The following is a 24,301-nucleotide window of genomic DNA, read 5'->3' as shown; positions in this document are numbered from 1 at the left end:
CAATACAATCAACTGTGCCTTGGTAAAGTATTTCTAACTCTTCTCCGAGTTAGTCAATGTTAAACCCCTCTTCATCCGGTTCTGTTTCATCTTCTAAAGGAAACCTTCAGCTCCATGCAGTTGAAGTTCAAATAATCTTAAATCTTTTTCAGCAAACATTGCACTGTACTCTTTATAGCGGCGACAGAAATTAATAGCTTCATGGCTAGGATAGTTATCCCCTTCTTATCTACTCTCTATTCTACCTAATGGAATAAAGCTAGACCTATCAGTAATAACATGAGATTTTTTACTATATTTGCTATAGTTACGTTCTCTCTTGTAGGCAAATCAAATAAGCATGGAATGAGTATGTGCTCACTCCATGCTTATTTAATTCTAACTAATTATCTTCTTTTCGTTTTCCATTGAAGAATACAAACAATCCTGAACCAATTAATAGTAAACCAATTGTAGTAAAGAGAAGCGTATTATCTTCTATACCGGCAAATGGTAAAGTTCCTTCTTTTTCTGGATTCTTCTTTTCAGGTTCAGAAGGTGTGGTACCATCATTTGGCGGTTCTTCTTTGTCAGGTTCTGTAGGAATTGTTGGTGCGTGGTAGGTATTATTAAAGACGAGTTCTTGCGCGTCTTTTATTTTTGCTACCAAGTTTCCCTGACCATCATCGGTTACAGAAATCTGAATAGCATATTCTGTATCATCATATGTAATCCCTTCTTGATTTCCTCTTCCTTCCCGGATCAAGAATGTATAATCCCCTATCTCATCGAAGGTAAGTTCATTAAAGATAATTTGACCATTTGTATTATTCGTTACTGTTTGAAGAAGTTTACCCGCTTCATCCAGTAATTCAAAACTAAATTGCCCATTAACTAGTTTTTGACCGTGAAGGATTTTCTCTGCTTCGAAAACCACGCTGTCTGGTGCTGACTCATAGATATTTTCAAAAACAGCGGATCCTTCTGTATATTCAGCTGCTGCAAGGAGTTGTCCTTCGCCATCATCTACAACCGATACGGTTACTGGGTAAGTCGTCTCGTCATAAGTGATGCCATCTTGACTGCCTTTAACTTCACGGATGATGTAATCGTAACTACCCACTTCTTCAAAGGTTAGAGCTTCAAAAATCACTTGCCCTTGATCATTGTTTTTCTTTGTTTGAAGAATATTTCCTTCTTCATCTAAGAGTTCAAAAGTAAACTGATTATTTTTGAGTTCTTGACCATGAAGGAGTTTTTGAGCTTCTAATATGACACTATCTGGATTTGATTGGTAGGTATTTTCAAATACAGCAGGACCATCTAGGTAATTAACTGTTGCGACGAGTTGGCCTTGGCCGTCATCGTCGACAGAGACCGTAACCCGATAAGTCGCCTCATCATAATTGACCCCACCTTGATCCCCTTTAACTTCACGAATCATGTAGCTATAGCTTCCAACTTTTTCATAAGTCAGTTGATCGAAAATAATTTGACCGTTGGCATTGTTGGTTGTCGTTTGAAGGAGGTGACCTTCTTCATCTACCAATTCAAAAGCAAATTGATTCTTCACAATTTCTTGACCGTGTAGAACTTTTTCTGCTTCAAAAACCACGCTGTCTGGCGCTGACGTATATTTATTTTCAAAAACGACTGGACCATCGGGATAAACAACGGTTGCGACTAACTTACCTTCACCATCGTCACTAACGGAAACATGAACTGGATAAGTTGTTTCATCGTAAGTCATCCCACCTTGGTTACCCTTCACTTCGCGAATGGTGTAATGATAGTTACCCGTTTTTTCGTAGACTAATTGGTCGAAAATCACTTGACCACTAGCCTTATTTGTTGCAGTTTGTAGCACACTGCCCTCTTCATCAAGAAGTTCAAAGCTGAACTGTTTATCTCTCAACTCCTGATCTTTTAAAGTTTTCTCTGCTTCAAGAACGACACTGTCAGGCTCTGCTTGATAGCTATTCTTGAAAACAGCTGGACCGTCTAGGTACGTAACTGAAGTTACTAACTGACCTTGACCATCATCGGTAACTGAAACATTGACGCGATAAGTCTTTTCATCATAAGTCATACCGCCTTGACTACCCTTCACTTCACGAATGGTGTAGCTATAGTCACCAGTTTCTTCATAGGTTCGTTGATTGAAAATGACTTGACCGTTGACATCATTAGTTACGGTTTGAAGAACGTTATCCTTTTCATCTACTAATTCAAAGGTAAACTGACCATTGACCAACTTTTGACCATGCAGAACTTTCTCTGCTTGGAAAACAGCACGATCTGGTGCGGCTACATAGGTATTCTTAAAGGCAGCCGGGCCATCTGGATACGTAACATTTGCGATGAGTTGTCCTTCACCATTATCTACAACGGAGACAATCGCTTGATAAACTGTTTCATCATAAGCCACGCCACCTTGTATCCCTTTAACTTCACGGATAGTATACGAATGGTTACCAACTGTTTGGTAAGTCAATTCATCAAAAATAACTTGCCCATTCTGATTGTTTTCTGCTGTTTGAAGGACAAGTCCTTCTTCATCAATTAATTCAAAAGTGAACTGCCCATTGGCAAGTTTTTGACCTTCTAATCTTTTTGTTGCTTCAATCGTAACTTGATCTGGTTTTGATACGTAAGTATTTTCAAAAACAGCGGGGCCATCTGGATAGGTAACATTTGCGATAAGTTTTCCTTCACCATCATCTACAACGGAGACAATCGCTTGGTAAACCGATTCGTCGTAAGTTACACCACCTTGGCTCCCTTTAACTTCACGAATGAAGTAGTTGTGAACGCCTACTTCTTCATAAGTCATTTCTTCGAAAACAATTTGACCATTCGCATCATTTTTCACTGTCTGAAGAACGGTTTCCTCTTCATCGAGAAGTTCAAAGCTAAACTGGCTATTTCTAATTTTTTGACCTTCTAATACTTTTTCAGCTTCCAACACGATATGATCAGGTGCTGCAGTGTAAGTATTCGTAAAGACTGCGGGACCATCTAAATAATTGAGTGTTGCGACTAATTGACCTTGGCCATCATCAACAACTGATACATTGACTGGATACTTTACTTCGTCGTAAGCCACGCCACCTTGGTTGCCTTTGACTTCACGAATTGTGTAGTTATATTCACCTGTTTTTTCATAGGTAATTTCATCAAAAATCACTTGGCCGTTGGCGTTATTGGTTACAGTTTGAAGAACAGAACCTGCTTGATCCACTAATTCAAAACTAAATTGGCCGTTGACCAATTTTTGACCGTGCAACATTTTTTCTGCTTCAATTACGACGCTGTCAGGTGCTGTGGAATAAGTGTTTGTAAAGACTGCGGGACCTTGTTCGTAGTCAACACGGGCGACTAATTGACCTTGTCCGTCATCCGTAACAATGACACGTGCCGCGTAAGTAGTTGCATCATAAACGACTCCACCTTGGCTCCCTTTGACTTCACGAATCACGTAGTCGTGCGTCCCTATTTTTTGGTAAGTCATCTCTTCAAAAATCACTTGACCATTGGCATTGTTTGAAACAGTCTGTAAAACTTTTCCTTCTTTATCTAAGAGTTCAAAGCTAAATTGACCGGCTCTCAATTCTTGACCTTTTAATACTTTCTCTGCTTCAAGAACTACGCTGTCTGGTGCCGCTGTATAAGTATTGGTAAAGACAGCCGGACCGTCTACCGATACAAGTGTTGATTCTAGTTGACCCTGACCATTATCGGTAATCACAACATGGAAGTTGAATATCCGTCCATCATAGGTCATACCACCTTGGTTGCCCTTAACTTCACGAATCGTGTAGTCAAATTCACCTGTTTGGTCATAAGTTATTTCATCAAAAATCACTTGACCCTCACCGTTATTTTTAACCGTTTGTAAAATCCGTCCTTGATTATCCACGAGTTCAAAGGTGAATTGCCCTGTGACTAGCTCTTGACCTAGGAGTATTTTTTCAGCGGTAAAGACACGTTTGTCTGGTGCCGGCACATAAATATTAGTGAAGACAGCCGGACCATCACTATAATTAACAGTAGCGGTTAGTTGCCCTTGACCATCATCAGTTACCACGACAACCACTTGATAATTGGTCGGATCATAGGTCACGCCACCTTGGCTCCCTTTTACTTCACGAATGGTATAGGTAAATTCACCCGTTTTGTCATAGGTTAATTCATCAAAGATGACTTGACCATTTTCATTATTGTATTTCGTTTGAAGAACATCTCCCTTAGCATCGACTAATTCAAATGCGAATTGATCCGCTACTAATTGTTGTCCTTCGAGAATTTTTTTGGCTTCAATAACTGCCCGATCAGGAGCTGCTTGGTAGTCATTTTTAAAGACTGCCGGTCCATCCGTATACACAGCTTCCGCAATTAATTGCCCTTGACGGTTATCTTGAACAATGACTTTAACTGCGAATTCACGTGTATCGTAGGTCATGCCGCCTTGTTGGCCTTTCACCTCACGGATACGATAATCAAATTCACCTGTTTGATCATAATGCAAGGCATCAAAGATAACTTGGCCATTGCCATTATTTTGAACGGTTTGGAGAACCTCTCCTTGGTCATCTAACAATTCAAAGCTGAATTGCTCAGCGGTTAGTTCTTGACCAGTTAAAATTTTGCTTGCTTCTAAAACTAAGTCACCAGGTGCAGAAGCATATTTATTTGTAAAGCTTGCGGGTCCATCTTGGTAAATGGCTTCTGTCAGTAATTTTCCTTCTCCATCGTCAACGACAGTGACTCGTACACCATAGGTCGCATCATCATAGATCATCCCACCTTGTTCCCCGAGGACTTCTCGAATGGTATAGGTGTAGTCGCCTGGCTTGGTATAAGTTAATTCTTCAAATACCACATGACCATCTGCTTTATTTTGAACAGTTTGAAGAATGTTGCCCTCTTCATCCAGCAATTCAAAGGAGAACTGATTTGCTTCTATCGCTTGACCCTCTAAGCGTTTACGAGCCTCAAGAGTTTGTTTACCTGCTTGAGTTTGGTAAATATTTGTAAAGACTGGTTGCCCATCTGGATAAGTAAAGTCGGTCACCAGAGTTCCCTTCTTGGAGTCAATTGAAACCGTCACATTCACACGGTAGATCGTTTCATCAAAACTCACTCCACCAATTTCTTGCTTTGTTTCAGAAAGGGTATAAGGAATTTCGATACGCCCGTCTTTTTGAAGTGTGGCAACTTGCTCAGCAGTTAATCCAGTCGTAAAGGTAATATCTCCCTTTTTATTATTACGCGCTTGGGCAATCGATTTGCCTGCTGCATCTTTTAACTCAAACAAGAATTCACCATCACGTAAGTCACGCCCAGTTATTTTCTTGTTTGCTTGAATGGTCAGTGCTTCTAGCGGTAAGTTGGTTACGGTTAAGTCTTTTTCTTCTTTTACATAACCTGTTGGTACAAAATCATTTCCCTCTGCATCTACTTCTCTTACAGAGAATGTATATTCTTGACGACTTGGAGAATACAAATCAATTTTGTCCCAAACCACTTGTTCTTTTGCAGATATCCCGTTTAGTTTCTTAATAGGAGCATTTGGTACAGCTTCCACTTTGCCGCCTGGTTCTTGGCGGAAGAGTTTAAACCAAGTGTTTGGATATTTTGTTTGTGCTTTTTTGTCAGCCCAATTTTTTTCTGCTGTGACGGATCCGACTTTGACATTATTAGTAACCGTTAAGATATTTTTCTCTGCAGCTACTTGATTATATGTCTTTGGTTTCCAACTAGAATCGGTGAGAGTTACCGTAAATTCTGTTTTAGATCCTTTGGCATACCCAATCATGAAGTAAATCGGTTGTGTTGAAACCGCATAAGCTTTTGGTGCAGATTCTTCTGTTAGGACGTAACGTCCTGCCCGAATCTCTTCGGATTGGTAGTAACCATTTTGATCTGTTTGGATTGTGCCAAGATTTGTTGTGGAGCCGTTAAATTCTTGTTTGTCTAATTTAAAGGTCACCTCTTCAATGGCTTTTCCTTGACTATCTTGTTTCTTAAGATCGAATTTAACCTTGGTTCCACTCCCACCACCACCGTAAAACCATTGTTGTGAGCGTGTGGTACTTTCTTTCACTTCAATTACTTTTCCTTCTTGACCACCTAGTAAGGAGATTCTATTTGTGACTGTTTGGAACCCAATTAATTCTGGATTCAAACGTGTGGAATAGGTAATTTGGTAGGATTCATTAATCGTACCGTTCCCAATCATTAACTCGAAACTACGGTTGTCGTCGGCAAAGGAAACGGTATAGGCATCTTTTGCTAACACCTTGCCTTTACTATCTTTTACCGTTAATGATTCTTGAATATAAGTATGGCGATCATTTAGTTGGTCTTTTATTTTTGTGTTTTTAATGGTTAATCCCAGCGGGTTAACCTTCACTTGCCAATCAATATTTTCTGTTTCCTCATTTTGGCTACCGGTTTTAGCAGTATTATTATTAGTGCCGTCTTTGAAGTAACGAATCGACGCCGCTGCATTAGCAGATGACTTCAAACTATCATTTTTCGTTTGATTGGTTAGTGTTGTGGCATTGTTGTACTTATCTAATTCTTTCCCATCAAAAGATGGATATTCCAATATTTCTGTATCAAAGGTTACCACGTAGGTATAAGGACCATCTGGTAGTCCAATTTGGAAATCTTGTTTGCTCGTTGTAATCGTTAATCCAGCCGTGACGTCTTTTTTATCATTTTCACGGATAACCTTAATAGAGTTTTCAATTAAAGCTTGGTCTCCTGGAATCGTATCTGCCAAAATCGCATCTACTAAATTGACAAAATGGTTTTTGGAATCTGTATTGGCTCTTATTTGCCACGTAATTAGTGGTTTTTCTGGCTCTTTATTAAGGTTAAGAGCAGCTTTTTCAACTTGAATCTTAGGATTTGGTATTTCCTTAGTTGCTACTTGGTTACCACCTGTATAAGTTATGTTTGCAGTATTTTTTACTGCAGTCATTTCTTCAGTTGGCGACAAGGTGGACGTATAGATTACACGATATGGGACTGCATCAAGTTTGGCTAGCTCAATCGTAAAGACACCATTTGTTGGTCCTTCTAACATATAGGCATCTGCTGGTAGAAGGTTGCCATCTCGGTAAACTTGAATGTTGGAAATAGTTGAACTACCTGGCGAAAGCGTATCAGTTAGTTTAATACCATTCGTAAAGACATGTTTTTTAAGGTTGAAGTCTATGCTCCAATCAATCGTTTTATTCCCATCTGCATCTGTTTTAACATTCCCTGACTTACTTATTCCTGGGTCACGTTTGCTAACAGAGGCGTTTGCTTCTTCCTTGCCACCTTGCCAGGTCAAGAGTGCTTTATTTTTTTGTTCGGTATTTTTTTTATCATCTGCACTGGTTCGATAAACGACTCGGTAAGTAGCATTAGTAGTTTCATTAATTACAATGATGAAACCATTTCCGTCGCTATTTAGTGTGAATTCATAATTGTTATCTTTTTGATTATTTTTGTATACCTCTAGCGAACCATCGATAAATTCATAATTTTCACTTGTAAAGGTATCAGTTATATATGGATTCTCAAGCAAAAGTTTACTTTTATTGAATTCAATAGTCCATTCAATTACTTGTCGTCCTTGTGCTTCTAGTACATATTTACCTGATTTACTAATACCTGCTTTTGGTCCTTTAACTGTTGCATCGATCTTATTTCCTTGCCCAATTGTACCGCCTTCTTTATTTTTGAAGGTCACTTCCGCATGATTAGCCAATTGTGCTTCTTTCATTCCTTCTAATGTATAAGGGGTTCTATAAACGAAGTGATATTCATGTGGTCCGGCTTCAGTTATCGTAAGATCAAACCCACCCTTATCATTATTTTCAATCGTGAAATAACGACTATTAACTTTATTACCATCGCGCTTCAACTCATAAGAACTGGTGTCGGATGCATCAAATGAGAGGTAATCAGAATTAAACTGATCGGTTAACATAATTTCCGAAACATCAACTTTCTCACTATTTATGGTGATAGTCCATTCGATATAAGGATTTCCATTTTTGTCAATTTTCTGATTACCTGATTTTTTAGCATTCGGAATGGTGTTGACTAGAACAGAATCCTCAGCTTCGTTACCTAAATTATCAGAAATTTCATTGGTTATCTCTTCGTTCAAGCCAGCTGCAACACTTGAATCAAAGGTTATTAAGTAGGCTTTACCATTAGCGTCCAAACCAGGGAAGGTCATATTTCCATCTGCATCAACAACCGGCACCAATGCAAGGGGTGTGTCACTTTGTGAAATGATCGTTCCGTCTTTATCGGTTTCAACTTGGTAAATCAAGACACTATCAGCTATGACTTCACCTTTATTTAACTGGTCCGTTAGGGTAACCGTTCCTAAATTTTCTTTACCATAGTTATAAGCGACTTGCCATTTAATAATATCTTTACGATTACTTGGGACATTCCCTTTTTTTGTGATGGTTAGGATGTCACCTGACCAAGTTGCGTTAATACTGTCACTTATTTTGGTTTCCTTACCATCTAAAATAATGCGGGCTTTATTGTTTACTGTTCGTTTACCGCCACCATCGGGACGAATCAAACGCGTTGAATAAGAAATATCATAAGCATTCGATACATTTCCTAGGGCTAATTCGAACCCACTCGCGGTGATGGTTGGAGCAATTTCAACAAGCTCTCTTGATACTTCTTCATTTTTATAATTTCTAATAATTTTGTAAACTTGGAAACTATCCTCAATAATCTCTAGATTTTCTCCTAAATCATCAATAATGGTTGCTGACTGATAAGTCGCACCGCTATCGTTTGCGCGGACAGTCCAATCAAGGTGAGTTGGATTATGAGTGGTCTCCTTTTTACTACCGTCCTCATTGATAGTATAGGGTTTTCCAGCTTCTTTTTTATCCGTTCCTTGGTATTGCTCACGTTTGGGTTTGACAACGACTTGGAAGGTTTCTTCTTCGCCATAAGGAATCTCTATTTCTACCTCTTCTTCTGTTTCAAAAATTGTTTTGTCAAATTCACCGGTTAGAGTAATAAATGCCTCGAAATTATCAAATTCTTCAACACGTTCATTAAAGGTAATGATAACTTGCCCGTTTTCAATAATAAAAGAGGCCACTTCAACACCGTCTTCAATAATGATTGGTTGGCTTCCTTTTGTAGAAGCTAATATAAAATCGGGAAGATCAATAGTGTAGGTATCACCGCTTGAAATGATCAAATCATTGGGCCGTTGTAACTCAAATCTCAATTCAGCACTATTTAATGTATCGACGTCAACTTCTATGTTGCTACCATTAATAATTTCAGTTTTAACACCGTCATTATTAATAAAGCTTAAAAAAACATCGGTTAATAAATTTTGTTTAATAAGTGCAAATACAGTTGGTTGTTCCACTGCTTCTTCTGGAATGATAACTTCTGAAGACTCCGCTTCTACTTCTTTTTCTTTCGACTCTATCTCTTCTGATTCTTCAACTTCCAACTCTATTTCGGATTCCTCTTCTGCTTGGCCCTCATCTACTTCGGGTACATACCCCTTTAAGGTAATGACACCTGCTGCTTGTAAATCCCCTTGACTGTCATCATTAAACAAAACTGATAAGTGTCCCGCTTGTGTCATCTCATAGGTCCCAACAATCAGATTATTCGACGTTAAGACTTCACCCTCTACTTCTTCATAGATAACTTGTTCATCTAACTGCAATTCTTCGGTTTGACCGGTCAGAACCTCTTGACCTTCAATAGACCAAGTAACTTTTGCTTCTAGTTCTCCTGAATAATCAGTTACATTAATCTGGTTACCTGCTTGATCCACGTAATTCACGTTTGAAGATAATATAGAAGAAACTTCTCCCATATCATTTGTAGCCGCCTCTACTACGACTCCTAATGTATTCAAAAATGTTTGCATGAGTAACATAATAACCATCACAACACTAAACTTTCGTTTCATTAATTGACTCCTCCATTTTCTAACTAATAGTTCGGTTTTGGAATATACTTCTTCATGTTATCAATTACGGACAGTAAGTTATAATCATTTTTTGCCTACAGGTATGCACTTCTCAAAATATTTTATATCCCTATTACGATATGTTATTATAATCACAAGAAAATAAATAATGTGATAAGGGATGAATTCATCTATGTTTTCACTAATATCAGATAAAGATAAACGAAAGTTTAAAATTCTAAGCTATTTATTTCAAGCGAATGAACCAGTAACCATTGCTTTTTTAGCAAAGGAAACTTCTTCCTCAGTTCGTACCGTTCAATACGACTTAAATGAATTAAAAATTACCATTAATGATCTTGGTGGAGAAATTAAGTCTTCTCCAAATGGAATTAGCTTAAACCTTCCTTTTCACGTCGGGATGGATTATTTCCAAAGACAACTCTATAAAACATCCCCTGGTTTTAATTTGTTGGAACTCATTTTTTTTAATGAGACCTATTATGACGATGAATTAGCGGAACTCCTCTTTACAAGCTCCGCTACTTTATGCCGGCTGATTGCTAAGGTACGTTTAGCTTTAAATGAATACGGGTTAGACCTCAGCTCCCAACCTTTTAAAGTGGTTGGGAATGAGATGCTTATTCGTAATTTCTATGCGACTTACTTCGCAGAGGCCTATAACATTAATGAATGGCCTTTCCCTGATGTTTCGCGTAAATTTCTTACCAGTTGTATTAACTCCGTCATCGATTACCATGAATTGAGCGATAATCTCTATGAATTTCACAAATTCCGTTTTCGACATGCCGTTGAAATTAGTCGTGCTAAGAAAGGTTATTTTATAGAAGAAGTTTTTATAGAAAGTACTGAAACGAGACAGAGTCAATATTCTGCTTTTATGCTAGAGTCGAAAGAAATAAGTCAACGTTTAAATCTTTCACATGAAGAATTAACGATTTATTTTAGCCAAATCATTAATTGGAAATTCTATTTTTCTTTGCCTTTTTTAAAAGAACGCATCCAATCTAACCCGGTAGCAGCTCGACGTTATCATGACTTTTTAGAAACGATAACATTTTTGACGGAGATATTTCAAATTCCCAAAAGAGATCATACCTATCTCATCTTTGAACTAAATAACATCTTGGAACTTTATTCTTTGTATCCTATCCCAGCCAGTTATCGAAACTTTTTTTTATTCGATTCACAAAGTGCATTTTTACTGACCACTTTCAGAGAAAAGTTCCCAATTTTTTATGAAATTGCTAAAAAAAAATTTATCCATATACTAAAAAAACAGAACCTTTACTTAAATGATGCTATAATCGAAAAATTATTATTTGTTTTTTTATCTAAATGGCCCGACTTATATTATGACCTCAACCTTTCTATTCAATCATTAGATGTGTTAGTTTATAGCCATCAACATACTAGTTACACAAAATTTATTATTGATATTCTGGAATCTAAATTTAATAAGTTTATTTCTTTTAAAAAATTAGAGCATCCTGATATCTGTGCAGCAGATTTATCTCATTTAAATTTCGATATTTTAATTACGAGTGTTAGCTTGAATATAGAGATTCCGCAACCCATTTTCTTTCTCTATCCCTATAATATGACGGGCTCCTTTAATAATTTTGAGAAACTGATTAATGAAGTGAGCCAAATTAAAAAAGAAAACCGAAAACAAAAGATCCTCTCTCAACTATCTAAAAGAAAGGAGTTTCAAATCGAGTGAAAAAAAGGAAACATCTTTCTTTAATACTCATTTTTATTGGTATGGTTTTTTTATTAAAAAATCCGATTCAAACCCATTTGATCAAACAAGTAGCGGTTGCTAATCCAATTGACATATACACGACAGAGATTTTTGAAGAAAATAAGCAACGTTCGGCTCAATTTGACTTTGATCAAACGAGACCAGTAACTTGGGAATCCGTCGTAGAAAGCCACCAAAAACGAACAGACTTACCTGTTATTGGTGGGTTAACGATTCCGTCATTGAAACTGCAACTACCTATTTTGAATGGTTTGGCCGAAGAAAATTTAGTAGCGGGGGCTGGCACGATGACGCCTACACAAGAACTTGGCCAAGCTAATTATTCCCTAGTGAGCCATAACTATGCTAAAACTGGTATCTTGTTTTCGGATTTACAGTATATGTCAGCTGGAGATTTGGTTTATTTAACAGATTTAAAGGATATTTATATCTATCAAGTGGACACTGTTGAAATGGTTAGTCCGGACCGTGTGGATGTGATTGCCGAAGTTCCTGGGGAAAAACTACTGACCTTAATTACCTGTAGCGATGACATTTTAAATCGCTGGGTTTCTCAGGGGCATTTAAAAGAGGTCGTGTCGTTCGAAAACGCATCAGACGATTTATTAGATATTCTTGACGTAGAAAAAGCAGCTGCTCCCTTATCGGAGTAACTGCTTTTTGGTATTTATTTTACTGCTTCTATTTTAATAATCGCATTGCCTGGAATTTGTGGGGGAATCGACATGGTTGTCGGCGCATTTGCTATCAAGGTCACTTCAACTAAATCATCGACTTGTAAATCGGAATAAGCAGATGTGTCTTCCATTAATAAAATGACTTCAGAAAATCCCGCCGCATCTTCGCGGTCAATTGGGTTTAATTCTGAAACTAAGAGACCATTTTCCAAAACTTCCGCAACCATTCCTTGGTATAAAACCTCTTCTTGATTCATGTTGACCGCACTTGATTCCATTTCTGGTGTGTCACTTGTATTCCCACAAGCAGTCAGAAATAATAAGCCCATTAAGGAGAACATTATTCTCTTTTTCATACTCAGCACGCTTCTTTCATCTTTTAGAGTTGGATTCTTGTCTTAACTCTAGTTTAATGAGTTAGGCTGCTTTAATCAACTACTTTGAGATAAAGTTGCTTGCTTTGGTAATCACCAAATAAATGTGGTTGAATATAAAATCCGCGGTACATCCACTCATCTCCGCCTAGTATCATCCCATCATCGGACTGATAACGACGCTTCGGATCCAATCCCAGCAATTTAACCCGTTTATTAGCTTTATTAGCTTGATCTCGAATTTGGAAGTAACTGTAGATGGCTTCGCTCTTATCCGGCGCCACTACAATCCAAGCTGTTTCTTCTTTCTTATTAAAGGGACTTAAAATCCGGTAAAAATCACCAAATTGGATAAGTTTGCGGTGGCTTTTATAAAAAATAATTTGATCTTTAACTTGCTTCTTTTCTGTTTCAGAAAGCGTCGTAATATCCAGTTCATAACCTAAATTCCCAGACATGGCTACGTGTCCGCGCATCTCGAGACTAGTCATGCGGTTCACTTGATGATTAGGTATAGCGGAAACGTGTGCTCCCATGGAAGAAGTCGGCATAATCAAACTGGTTCCGTATTGAATTTCTAAGCGGGATGGCGCATCGGTATTGTCACTAGTCCAGGTTTGTGGCATATAATAGAGCATACCCGGATCAAAACGTCCCCCACCACCCGAACAGCTTTCAAATAAAATATTCGGATAAGTGGTAACCAAATCTTTCATCAATTCATAGAGACCTAACATATAACGGTGGGTATTTTCACCTTTCATGAGTTCAGTCATGTTGCGATTGTAGTCCCATTTTATATAATCAATGGGAACCTCATCCAATATGGCTTTCATCTGATTTAGGATGTTATCCCGAACTTCTTTGCGACTGAAATCTAAAATCAACTGATCCCGTCCGCGAGAAGGCGGTCGATTTGGTGTCTGAATGGCCCAATCGGGGTGCGCCCGGTAGAGCTCACTGTTTTCCGAAATCATTTCCGGTTCAAACCAAAGACCAAATTTCATGCCTTTTTCATGAATAGCCTGACTCAAAGCTTTTAAACCATTGGGTAATTTTGGTGCATTCACAAACCAATCTCCTAGCGAAGAGTCATCGTTATTACGCTCTCCAAACCAGCCATCATCCAGAACAAAGAGCTCTACTCCTACCTCAGCTGCCTGATCTGCCATGGCTAATATTTTCTCTTCCGTAAAATCAAAGTAGGTTCCTTCCCAGTTATTAATTAGAACCGGACGTTCTTGGTATTGGTGTTGGCCACGAATCAAATGATCTTGGTAAAGACGATGGAACTGGTGTGACATATTATTTAAGCCTTGATCACTATAGACCATCACCACTTCTGGTGTTTGGAAGGTTTCTTGAGGGTGCAGTGTCCACTCGAAATGCTCAGGGTTGATTCCCATTTGAACACGCGTTTGAGCATAGGTGTCCACTTCCACGTGCGCTACAAATTCGCCGCTGTAAACGAAATGGAAGGCATAGACCTCGCCCGCTTCTTCTCTTGTGTCTGGTCTAGCTAGAGCTAAGAAAGGTTGATAAGTATGGCTCGTCGTACCACGCTTACTATCGATTTTATGGATTCCGCGCACAAGGGGTGAGCGCACAATTTCTCGTTCTCTCGCCCAAGCACCAGGTAATTGAATCAGCTCAAAATCCGACTCATCAAAGTCTACATTCATACTTAATACACGGTCCAGACGAAGCGGTGCTTGACTGGTGTTGGTGAAAACGACCGAACGTGTGATGACTGAAAGGTTTTGGAAAATGGTATAGGATAAGATCACTTCCATCCCAGTTATTGAATCGTTTAGGGTAAGTTCTAGTGTTTCGGCTTGCCCGGGATCGGTCACATAGGTGTGCGGTAAACCGGCCAATTCTTTTTTCCCTGGGATGATTTGGTAACTTTTATAGATAAGTTGATTGGCACGGTAGCCATCTTTATCGGTATAAGTATAAGCTGCTTCCCGATGGTCACCGGTGTCCGTCCCGGGAAATTCTTGTAAAAGGGTTCCTAAAGAAAAAGGTTGAACTGTTTTTTCATTGGGATTGGCATAAAAAGACGGACTTTCTTGTTGGTAATCGGGTTCTGAATGGATATTTTCTAACTTCTTCCCCCAATAATGATGGGTTAAATAACGCCCTTCCTTTAGACCAATAACGTAGCTCATCTGGTCATTTTGTAGATGAAAGGTTTGGGTGTTTTCTGAATAGACAATTGCCACAATGATGCCTCATTTCATATTTTTTTTGCATACGCTTACAACGGTTTCGAGTAAAGAGCAAGGTTCTTTTTAAATCAGAACCTTGCCTTTTTAACGCGATAAATAAAAGTCTTTGAGTGTCTCTTGATCTTCTCGCTTAATAAACTTCAGACCAATGGTTTCAGAACCTAATCCGGTTTTTAAGGTGAGTCGACTGTGACCTAATTTCTTATTGTAGAGCCACTTACTGGCATGATTGGAAAAGGCTTGAATTTTTGGGCGTTCGATAAAGGTTTGCACCTTAGTTAAGGCTTGGTAGTTTTGAATGCATACCCTTGTTTGGGTCTGGATAGCGTAACCTTGGTAACGATAATCGAGCCAAGAGTAAAAAAATAAAAAACCAATCCAGAGAACTAGTGCTATTCCAACAAAGGGATTCCATATAAATCCTGCCACCAAGACCGGTAGCCATAACAAGTGCCAGCGCCAGAAATACCAAATCGAAGAATAAGAAGCGAAGGTCATTTCTGGTTCATGAATCTCCCACTCGGGAATGAGACGCGCCAAGGTGGGATAGAGCAGCTGATCCGGCACAATCGGTAAAATATATAACTTTTTAGGAACATTATTTTCTCCTGTGGTTTCTTGTCCTCCGGCTAAAATAATTTCTACCGATGAAATTTTAAAGAGTTTGCGTAAGACTTGTTGGCGAATGCGGATGCCTTGAATTTTGTTGGTAGGAATTTTTTGAACCTTCCGTTCGAAGAGCCCACTTTCAATCGTTAGCGTCTGATTGGTTCGTGAAACCGTAAAATTATAAAATTGAATAAAGTTCTTTGCTAAAGAAATCAAAATCAATAAGATTAATAGGACAAAGGCCGCACCTAAAAAGACAATCCAACCTAAGCGGTAGAGATTTTCAGCCGTAGTAGTTACCCTTGTAAACCAAGAATCAGGAATCATCTCCGTCGCAAAGGCTACTAGAGCGGCTAGACTCGCTAAAATACTTAAATCGGTTATCCCATATAAAACAATCTGTCCATCTGTAACACGATAGCGATTGGTGGATTCTTGACCCGTTGTGTCTACTTCTTGGTCGCTTTCTCCTTGCCCTCTCCCATAACGGAAATTTTCCAAAGTTTCAAGAACCCCAGCATCCACTGCGGGCAAGCTCCCCTCCGCAGTCGCTTTATTTCCCCCTGCTGTTTCAATCAAAATCTGAATGAGATTGAAGGGTTTAAGGAAAAACCATTGGCGCTGTTTAATCGTTTGAATGCGTTCATAGGGAATATCGGTTTCTTTTTTTCGAAAGACACCATGATAAATCACAATTTTATCCGCGTTGATGGTGTAAGAGCGGGTTTTGTAGCGAATCATGGCTAAGACAAAAGAAAAAATAAAGATAACTAAGAGCGTAATCATACCGAATCTTTCTTTAATTCCACCGTTAATAATAATAATTACGATATAAAAGAGCCAGGCACGCAGTAACTGAAGCCAATAAATAGCGATGGCCATGGGATGGAAGTGTTGACGTTCAGACATCTTCTTTCGCCACCTTCACTAAAGCAACAATTTGTTCCCGCAAGGTCATTGCTTCATCTATCTTTAACCCAGCAATTCGATGACTCGTTGCCGCGGTATGGATAACAATTTCCATCAAACCTTCCTTCCGCAAAAAGGGCCCTTGTTCGGTTTCCACATGTTGAATCCGGTTCATGGGAACATAAGTAATAGAACGGAAAATAAAACCTTTTTGAAAGGCCAAATCTTCTGGTGTCACCTCAAAGCGGTAATAGTGGTAGCGGTAAGGAACCAGTGCTAAAGATATTGCCAGTCCAATCGCAACGAGTCCAAAATAACCGACAATCAACCAAAACCAAAGACCTTCTAGTGCATCCAACCACACTAAAAAACCAGTAAAAGCAATGCCAATTAAAATAAAAGTCATTGTTGTTAAAAGAGCTGTTTTACGCCAGACCGACTGAATCGTCTCCGGCATTTGCTTAGGTAGTAAGGGGTATTCCATTATTTTCCTCCTTCGTTATCTGTTTCACTTGCTTAACAATACCAAAAGTCAGGGATTAGTAGCAAGGGTTTTTAGTTGTCTATCTCCTAGTAAACCAATAAAATGAATTCAGAACTAACTAAGAAAGAGGAGATATTATGGGACTATTTGATAATGTAAGTAATCTAGTGAGTTTATTTGTAGATGATAAAAAAACACCAGAAACGAAAAACCTGGCTAATCGTGCTGATGTGAGTTCATTTGACTTTGGAAAAGTCGCTTCGCTAGGACTACCAGCTATATTAAAAGGGATTCAACGTAACTCGCAAGATGAAGCGGGGTTAGACTCATTGAATAATGCCTTAGACCAACATCAAGATGTACAAAAATATCAATCGGTTGAAGAACTGTCGCAAAACGTTGATCCACAAGAAGGCGACAAGATTCTGGGTCATGTTTTTAAGGATAAAGACTCAATTATTGATCGAATTGCGGATTCAGTCGGCATGTCACCAGCTGCCGTTAAACGGGTATTAGTCTTATTAGCGCCAGTTGTCTTGAAATACCTTGCTGACCAAAAAAAGAGTAAAAACTTAGACAAGCAACAGCTTCAAAAAGAAACATCCAGTATTGCCGATTCGGTTACCCAAACGATGGCTGATTCGAGTCATGGTGGTATTTTAAAATCTTTGTTAGGTGGTTTAAGCTCTCCTGATTAAAAAAAATGACTCAGACCGCAAGACCGGCATTTTAGATGATGTCTTTAATAAATTATTCTAAGCCTATTTCAGGTATACTAATAGATAATCATTAAAGGAGGAATGTAGAATGGTAAGAAAAGTCTATAACGCAGAAGGTGTCGCAGCATCAGGTCCTTACTCTCACGCTGTGGATGCAGGGGAATTTGTTTATTTTTCAGGACAAACCGCTATGAACACCATTGACGGTCCCGATTTGACCGGTAATATCGCTGCTCAAACGGAACAATGTTTTAATAATTTATTTAAGGTGATGGCAGAAGCGGATGTCACTTCGGAAGATGTGGTTAAAGTAAATGTTTATTTAACAACTATGAAGAACTTTGATGCAATGAATGAAGTTTATAAAACACTCTTTCAAGCACCTTATCCGGCACGCACCTGTGTAGCAGTTTTAGAGTTGCCACTAGGCGCTGAAGTTGAAATTGAAATTGTCGCTAAGAAGTGATTTTTTGGATGAGAAAGTTTGGTGAGAAATAGTGGAAAAAAAGACGGCCAAAGAGCGGCTTGAATATATGAAGCCCAAACCTGAAAACGAATCTCCTAAACGAACGTGGCTTTATATCTTTATAGGAATCGTGCTTATTTTTGGGTTGACCTATCTTTTCCAAGAATTCAACGATGCACCAAGTGAAACGATTGATCCAAGTAGCTTTCAGCAATTAGATAACGAAGTCCAAGAGATGAAAGAAACGATTTTAGAACTTGAACAACGAGTCGAAGATTTAGAAGCATAAAAGCCCAGCAGAAAATTCTGCTGGACTTTTTTTTACTTTAATGAAATAATTAGGTGGATTTGGTTCCGTAGCTCAGTGGATAGAGCACTCGTTTCCTAAACGAGGTGTCGGAGGTTCAATCCCTCTCGGGACCGTAACGAGGAAAAGAGTCTGCAGCAAAGGCTGCAGACTCTTTTTTTATAAAAAGCACCGGTAGGGAACGATTTTAACACTTATGAAAGAGGTTAAGCTAACTTGCGAGGAACATCTATTCATTTGAAAAAGCAAGGTGTTCCACTACTCGGTTACTACCGGTTTTATGTCTTTCTGTTGTCTTTCTATTTTAAGCTATTTTTCAAGTTCTTACAAATAAGACGTTTTATGAAAATGTTAGTTTAATTGTTATTAATATGAGTCAATTGGCTATCAATTAATTGAAAACCCTTTGTTATATGCAATCGATTTTACGATTATTAAAAAATAATGAGAATAAAACTATTCATATATTAGCTACTTAATAAAAATGTTGTCAACATAATAGCTGAATTTCTGTCTATTCCGCTTGATAAGCTACTTTTCCATCCAAATAAGTCGCTTCTAGGTTCAACTTGTCATCCAGAACAATAAAATCAGCTGAATAGTCCGCTTTAATTTGACCACAACGATCGTCAATCCCTACACTCTTAGCTGGAACAATACTTGCCATTTGAATGGCTTCTTCTGGCGTAGCGATTCCCCACTCTACAACATTACGAACGGCATCGATTAATTCCAAGACACTACCTGCTAAACTACCGTTTGATTTCAAACGGGCTGCACCATCTTTAATGGTTACTTCAAATTCTCCTAGCATGGAGTCGCCTTCGCCTAAGCCACCACCACGCATACAATCAGTTACGAACATGGTTTTATCGCGTCCATGCGCATCCATAACAATTCCTGCAGAAACAGGATGAACGTGGTGACCGTCACAAATAAGTTCTGAAAAAGCGTCTTTCAAACTCATCGCTGCCCCTACTACTCCTGGTTCGCGGTGGTGAAGTCCACGCATACCGTTAAAGGTATGGACAAAAATATTCGCGCCATGATCAACCGCTTCCTTACATTGATCGTAAGTTGCATCGGTATGAGCAATAGCTGTATAAATATCATTTTCTTTCGCATATTCAATAAACTCTACTGCACCATCTCGTTCTGGTGCCAGAGCAATTTTCTTCACATACCCTTGTGCTAGTTCTTGCCACTTAGCCAACTTATCAATTGCTGGATCTCCCATATATTTAGGGTTTTGTGCACCTTTGTAGGTCTCACTGAAGAACGGCCCTTCCAAGAAAATCCCTTGAATTTTAGCCCCTTTAATTTGTTCCGCATGCTCACCAATTGTTTGGCACACATCATTCAATTCTTGCGTTGAGGCTGTTAAGGTTGTTGGTAAGAAAGAGGTAACGCCCCCTTGCAAGATCCCTTCTGCGATAACATTCAAGCCTTCAACATCATTATCCATGACATCGTGCCCTTTAAAACCGTGGATATGCGTATCAACAAGCCCCGGTGCAATTTGTTTGCCGGTGTAATCGATGATATCGCCTTCTGGTTTTTCATTGGTAAAAGCTCCGAATTTTCCATCTTTAATTTCTAAATAACCTGGTCCTTGGACCCCTTCTGGTAGGTAAAAAAGATCTGCATAAATAAATTTTTTCAACTATTTCGCCTTCTTTTCTTTGATATATCTCCATTTTATATCAAATTGCCTTAATATTAAAGGGAATTGACATAGAAAAAGCTGAGACAAAAGTCTCAGCCGGAAATGGTTATAAAATTGTGTCGCCTTCGCCGTAAGTTGAACGACCGGCTTCGATAATCGTTTGATTGGAGCTATCTCCGTTATAGATAGAGTTCTTCACTAAAACGTAATCACACTTACGAATAGCCGCAACATCTTTACCACCTGCATAAGAAATGGATGACTGTAGGTCTTGTTGCATTTCAGTTAAAGTATCCATCAAAGGACCATGGTAAGGCGTTAAAATGCGTTTACCTTCGACGTTTTTACGTTCGCCTTTTTGATATTCAGAGGCACTACCGAAGTATTCTTTATATTTTTGCCCGTTGATTTCTTTAATGCCACCTGGTGATTCATCGTGACCGGCAAAGAGTGAACCAATCATAACCATGCTAGCACCGAAACGAACCGATTTTGCAATGTCACCGTTTGTTCGAACACCACCGTCCGCAATCATTGGTTTTCGAGCTGCCTTTGAACACCAGCTAACTGCTGACAGTTGCCAGCCACCGGTACCAAAACCGGTTTTAATTTTAGTGGTACATACTTTACCAGGGCCAATTCCAACTTTTGTGGCATCTGCTCCGGCATTTTCAAGTTCACGAACACCTTCTGGGGTACCAACATTACCGGCAATCAAGAAAGTTTCGGGCATAATTTCTTTTACGTGTTTAATCATTTTAATGACTTGATCCGAATGGCCATGTGCCACATCAATCGTTGTGTATTCAGGAATCGCATTCTTTTCTACTAATTCACGAACAAAATCAAATTCCGTTTCCTTAATACCTAAACTAATGGAAGCAAATAAATCTTTTTCGTGCATGCTTTGTATAAATGGCAGACGTGCCGCCTCATCAAAACGATGCATAATATAGAAGTAACCATTGGCAGCGAGTTGCTCAGCTAAGGATTCATCGAGAATCGTTTGCATATTTGCTGGAACGATGGGCATCTTAAAACGACGTCCACCAAATTCTACTGAGGTGTCGCATTCTGAACGGCTCTGTACAATACTCTTATTGGGTATTAACTGAACGTCTTCGTAATCAAATATTTTCATTTTTTATTAAATTCCTTTCTGTTAGTGCACCTTTTTGGCTTTACACAGACACAAGAAGCGAACATTAAAGCTTGGATAAGCTTTAATGTTTTGCTCCCTTAAGTATATTACACCTTAAGAAAATATTTGTCAAAGGATGCGTTCGGTCTTTTATTTAGTAAATGTTTACTAAATAAATATTTTTTATGATTGAGTAGTCAACTGAAAAGGTTTACAATAGAAGAAAATGAAGGAGTGATTAATTTGGATCATTTATACCAAACATTTAAAGATATTTTTTTCCTAGAAGCAACGGATACCTTTTTCTCACCAGGACGGATTAACTTGATTGGGGAACATACAGATTATAATGGCGGACACGTTTTCCCGGCAACGATTACGTTAGGAACCTATGCTTTGGTCGCAAAAAACGGCAATCAGACCTTGCGTTTATTTTCAACTAACTTTCCAGAAACGGGAATTTTAGTAGTTGATTTGGATGACTTAGAATACCGTAAAGAAGATAGCTGGGGGAATTATGTCAAAGGAATGGCCAAGTATTTAAAAGAAGCAGGATATAAATTGGACGTGGGCTTAGATATTTTAATTGAGGGTAATATTCCTAATGCTTCTGGTCTTTCCTCTTCTGCTTCTTTGGAATTATTAGCCGGAATTATTTTTGAAAAAATGGCTGGTTTGGATATTGAACGGTTAGAACTCGTCAAATTGGGTAAAAAAGTAGAAAATGACTACTTCGGTTTAAACAGCGGGATCATGGACCAATTTGCAATTGGGATGGGCGAAAAGGATCATGCACTGATGTTAGATACGAATACGTTGGAATACGAAAAAATTCCCGTTGAATTAGGCGATCGGGTCATTGTCATTATGAATACAAAAAAACGGCGCGAACTGGTCGACTCAAAATACAATGAGCGCCTATCTGAGTGCCAACAAGCGTTGAAGGAGCTACAGACAGAGCTTGATATCGAATCGCTTGGCGAATTGGATGAGGCTACCTTTGAGGCTCATACAGACCTTCTTTCCAATGAGACCTTGGTGCGTCGTGCGCGTCATGCCGTTACAGAAAACCAGCGAACTTTGGTTGCGGCTGAGAAATTAAAGGCTGGGGAACTGGAAGCGTTTGGTAAATTGATGAATGCATCGCACGTTTCTTTGCGAGATGATTATGAAGTGAGTGGCGTGGAATTGGATACCTTAGTGGAAAAGGCTTGGCAAGAAGATGGCGTCCTTGGTGCACGCATGACAGGTGCTGGCTTTGGGGGATGTGCTATTGCTATTGTGGATAAAGATAAAACCGATGATTTTATTCAATCAGTTGGTGATCACTATCAGGAAGTTATCGGCTATCCAGCTGAATTTTATATTGCAGAAATTGGAAACGGAGCACGTGCTCTATGATGGCGCGTGTCGAGCAGGCAATTGTTGATTTGCTAACCTTTGGATTAGAAAAAGGTTATATTGACCCACTGGACCTTATTTTAAAACAAAACCAACTGTTGGATTTATTAGGAAAAGATAGTTTAGAAATAGGTATAGCCCCTACTTATCCTCTACCAGAAGCCAAGACTCTTTTACCACTTTTCTTAGATTATGCTGTTTCTCAGGAATTGGTTGATGACAGTGTGGCTGACCGTGCGATTTTTAGTGCTAAGATAATGGCGATTATTACGCCCGACCCTTCGGTTATAAACCGTGAATTCTGGTTGCACTATCAAACGGATCCCATTGATGCAACGGACTATTTTTATCAACTGAGTCAGGACAATGATTATATTCAAACAGAGGCGATTGCCAAAAATATTGCCTTTAACTATCAATCGGATTATGGAAACTTAGAAGTTACGATTAACCTTTCTAAACCGGAAAAAGATCCGAAAGCTATTGCAGCTGCTTTGATGGCTAAGGAGAGCTCCTACCCTCTTTGCCAGTTGTGTTTAGAAAACGAGGGATATGCGGGTACCTTAACGCATCCAGCTCGTTTTAACCATCGGATTGTTCGTTTTCCGATGTTAGGTGAAACGTGGGGATTCCAATATTCTCCTTATGCTTATTATGAGGAACATTGTATTTTCCTAGCCTCTAAGCACCGCCCGATGCAGATTGAGAAGAAAACCTTTGAAAATTTATTTGGGATTGTTGATCAGTTCCCACATTATTTTGTGGGATCGAATGCGGACTTGCCGATTGTCGGGGGCTCTATTTTGTCCCACGACCACTATCAAGGTGGTAGACATACTTTTGCAATGGAAAAAGCTGATATCCTTTTTAATTTTGAAGTTACGGGGTTTGAAACGGTTTCCTTTGGGATTGTAAATTGGCCGATGTCGGTCATCCGTATTCAAAGTGACGATAAGGAGGCTTTAACAGAGGCCGCCGTCCATATTTTAGAAAAATGGCGCGGTTATAGCGATGCGTCCGTGTCGATTGAGGCGTTTTCGGATGGGAAACCACATAATACGGTGACTCCTATTGCTCGCCGCCAAGGAGCAGCATTTGTTTGCGATATTGTTTTGCGTAATAATCGAACGACCGCAGAATATCCAGATGGTATTTTCCACCCGCATCAAGATGTTCAACATATTAAAAAGGAAAATATTGGTTTGATTGAAGTAATGGGTTTAGCTATTTTACCGCCTCGTTTGAAGGATGAATTAATCGAAGTCAAGAAGTATTTGGCAGGCCGACCTCATGAAATAGCTAGTATTCACCAACCGTGGGCCGATACAATTACTGTCACTGATGAGGATTACCAAGGAACTGTTGAAAAAGCAGTTGGACAAGTCTTCCAACGCGTTTTAGAAGATGCCGGGGTTTACAAAATGACCGAGCAAGGATTGAGTGCCTTTAAACGATTTGTGGATTCTTTGTAAAAGTGGTCATTATATTGGTTTAATTCCCACTTTCGCATATTTAGCTTGGCCTAATGTGGTCATTATCGCAATTTAATGACCACTTTCAACTTTTTAAA

General features: G+C 39.0%; 14 protein-coding genes and 1 tRNA gene. 8 read left to right on the top strand and 7 right to left on the bottom strand.

The annotated features are described in order from the left end of the window. Positions 1 to 382: 382 nt before the first annotated feature. Entirely contained in the window at positions 383 to 9,961 is a 9,579-nt protein-coding gene (locus BW727_RS10515; protein WP_062468033.1) for a Spy0128 family protein, read from the bottom strand. Positions 9,962 to 10,154: 193 nt separating this feature from the next. On the opposite strand from BW727_RS10515, the gene BW727_RS01085 reads away from it, so the two are divergent. Beyond that, positions 10,155 to 11,705: a helix-turn-helix domain-containing protein gene (locus BW727_RS01085; protein WP_062468031.1), complete on the top strand. Its 1,551-nt coding sequence runs from the start codon at positions 10,155 to 10,157 to the stop codon at positions 11,703 to 11,705. Then, on the top strand, positions 11,702 to 12,400 hold the full coding sequence (locus BW727_RS01080; RefSeq protein WP_062468029.1) for a class A sortase: 699 nt from the start codon (positions 11,702 to 11,704) through the stop codon (positions 12,398 to 12,400). Before BW727_RS01085 ends, BW727_RS01080 begins: the two co-directional genes overlap by 4 nt. Positions 12,401 to 12,414: 14 nt before the next feature. Here the strand turns inward: BW727_RS01080 and BW727_RS01075 are convergent, their stop codons facing one another. The 4 genes from BW727_RS01075 to BW727_RS01060 form a co-directional block, all read right to left on the bottom strand. After that, entirely contained in the window at positions 12,415 to 12,780 is a 366-nt protein-coding gene (locus tag BW727_RS01075) for a hypothetical protein (protein ID WP_149025704.1), read from the bottom strand. Between the two features lie 71 nt (positions 12,781 to 12,851). Beyond that, positions 12,852 to 14,969: an alpha-galactosidase gene (locus BW727_RS01070; RefSeq protein ID WP_217994407.1), complete on the bottom strand. Its 2,118-nt coding sequence runs from the start codon at positions 14,967 to 14,969 to the stop codon at positions 12,852 to 12,854. A gap of 144 nt (positions 14,970 to 15,113) precedes the next feature. Beyond that, positions 15,114 to 16,547, bottom strand: coding sequence for a PH domain-containing protein (locus BW727_RS01065; protein WP_062468022.1), 1,434 nt, complete (start codon positions 16,545 to 16,547; stop codon positions 15,114 to 15,116). Beyond that, positions 16,540 to 17,031 (bottom strand): PH domain-containing protein, encoded by a 492-nt coding sequence (locus BW727_RS01060; protein ID WP_062468021.1) that lies wholly within the window; start codon positions 17,029 to 17,031, stop codon positions 16,540 to 16,542. The genes BW727_RS01065 and BW727_RS01060 overlap by 8 nt, the downstream gene beginning before the upstream one ends. A gap of 137 nt (positions 17,032 to 17,168) precedes the next feature. On the opposite strand from BW727_RS01060, the gene BW727_RS01055 reads away from it, so the two are divergent. The 4 genes from BW727_RS01055 to BW727_RS01040 all read left to right on the top strand — a co-directional run bounded on the left by BW727_RS01055 (position 17,169) and on the right by BW727_RS01040 (position 18,639). Next, positions 17,169 to 17,729 (top strand): DUF937 domain-containing protein, encoded by a 561-nt coding sequence (locus BW727_RS01055; protein WP_062468018.1) that lies wholly within the window; start codon positions 17,169 to 17,171, stop codon positions 17,727 to 17,729. A gap of 109 nt (positions 17,730 to 17,838) precedes the next feature. Continuing rightward, the gene (locus BW727_RS01050) at positions 17,839 to 18,216 is read left to right on the top strand and encodes a RidA family protein (RefSeq protein WP_062468016.1); all 378 of its coding nucleotides are present in this window, start codon (positions 17,839 to 17,841) and stop codon (positions 18,214 to 18,216) included. A gap of 31 nt (positions 18,217 to 18,247) precedes the next feature. After that, positions 18,248 to 18,505, top strand: coding sequence for a hypothetical protein (locus BW727_RS01045; RefSeq protein ID WP_062468014.1), 258 nt, complete (start codon positions 18,248 to 18,250; stop codon positions 18,503 to 18,505). Positions 18,506 to 18,566: 61 nt separating this feature from the next. Then, a tRNA-Arg gene (locus BW727_RS01040) sits at positions 18,567 to 18,639 on the top strand. Positions 18,640 to 19,037: 398 nt separating this feature from the next. Here BW727_RS01040 and nagA read toward each other — a convergent pair. Continuing rightward, entirely contained in the window at positions 19,038 to 20,186 is a 1,149-nt protein-coding gene (nagA, locus tag BW727_RS01035; RefSeq protein WP_062468012.1) for an N-acetylglucosamine-6-phosphate deacetylase, read from the bottom strand. Positions 20,187 to 20,295: 109 nt separating this feature from the next. Further along, a complete protein-coding gene (locus tag BW727_RS01030; protein ID WP_062468010.1) occupies positions 20,296 to 21,330 on the bottom strand; it encodes a GMP reductase in 1,035 nt (344 codons plus the stop codon). A gap of 237 nt (positions 21,331 to 21,567) precedes the next feature. Here BW727_RS01030 and BW727_RS01025 point away from each other — a divergent pair, with 237 nt between their 5' ends. Both BW727_RS01025 and galT read left to right on the top strand, forming a co-directional pair. After that, on the top strand, positions 21,568 to 22,731 hold the full coding sequence (locus tag BW727_RS01025) for a galactokinase (protein ID WP_174446765.1): 1,164 nt from the start codon (positions 21,568 to 21,570) through the stop codon (positions 22,729 to 22,731). Next, positions 22,731 to 24,203, top strand: a complete 1,473-nt coding sequence (gene galT, locus BW727_RS01020; RefSeq protein WP_062468176.1) for a UDP-glucose--hexose-1-phosphate uridylyltransferase — start codon at positions 22,731 to 22,733, stop codon at positions 24,201 to 24,203. Before BW727_RS01025 ends, galT begins: the two co-directional genes overlap by 1 nt. Positions 24,204 to 24,301 lie beyond the last annotated feature (98 nt).

Origin of the sequence: Jeotgalibaca dankookensis, from assembly GCF_002005405.1 — a bacterium.
GTDB classification, from domain to species: domain Bacteria; phylum Bacillota; class Bacilli; order Lactobacillales; family Aerococcaceae; genus Jeotgalibaca; species Jeotgalibaca dankookensis.
Note: the sequence above shows the minus strand (reverse complement) of the source record. Positions and strands in the feature narration are given on the sequence as shown.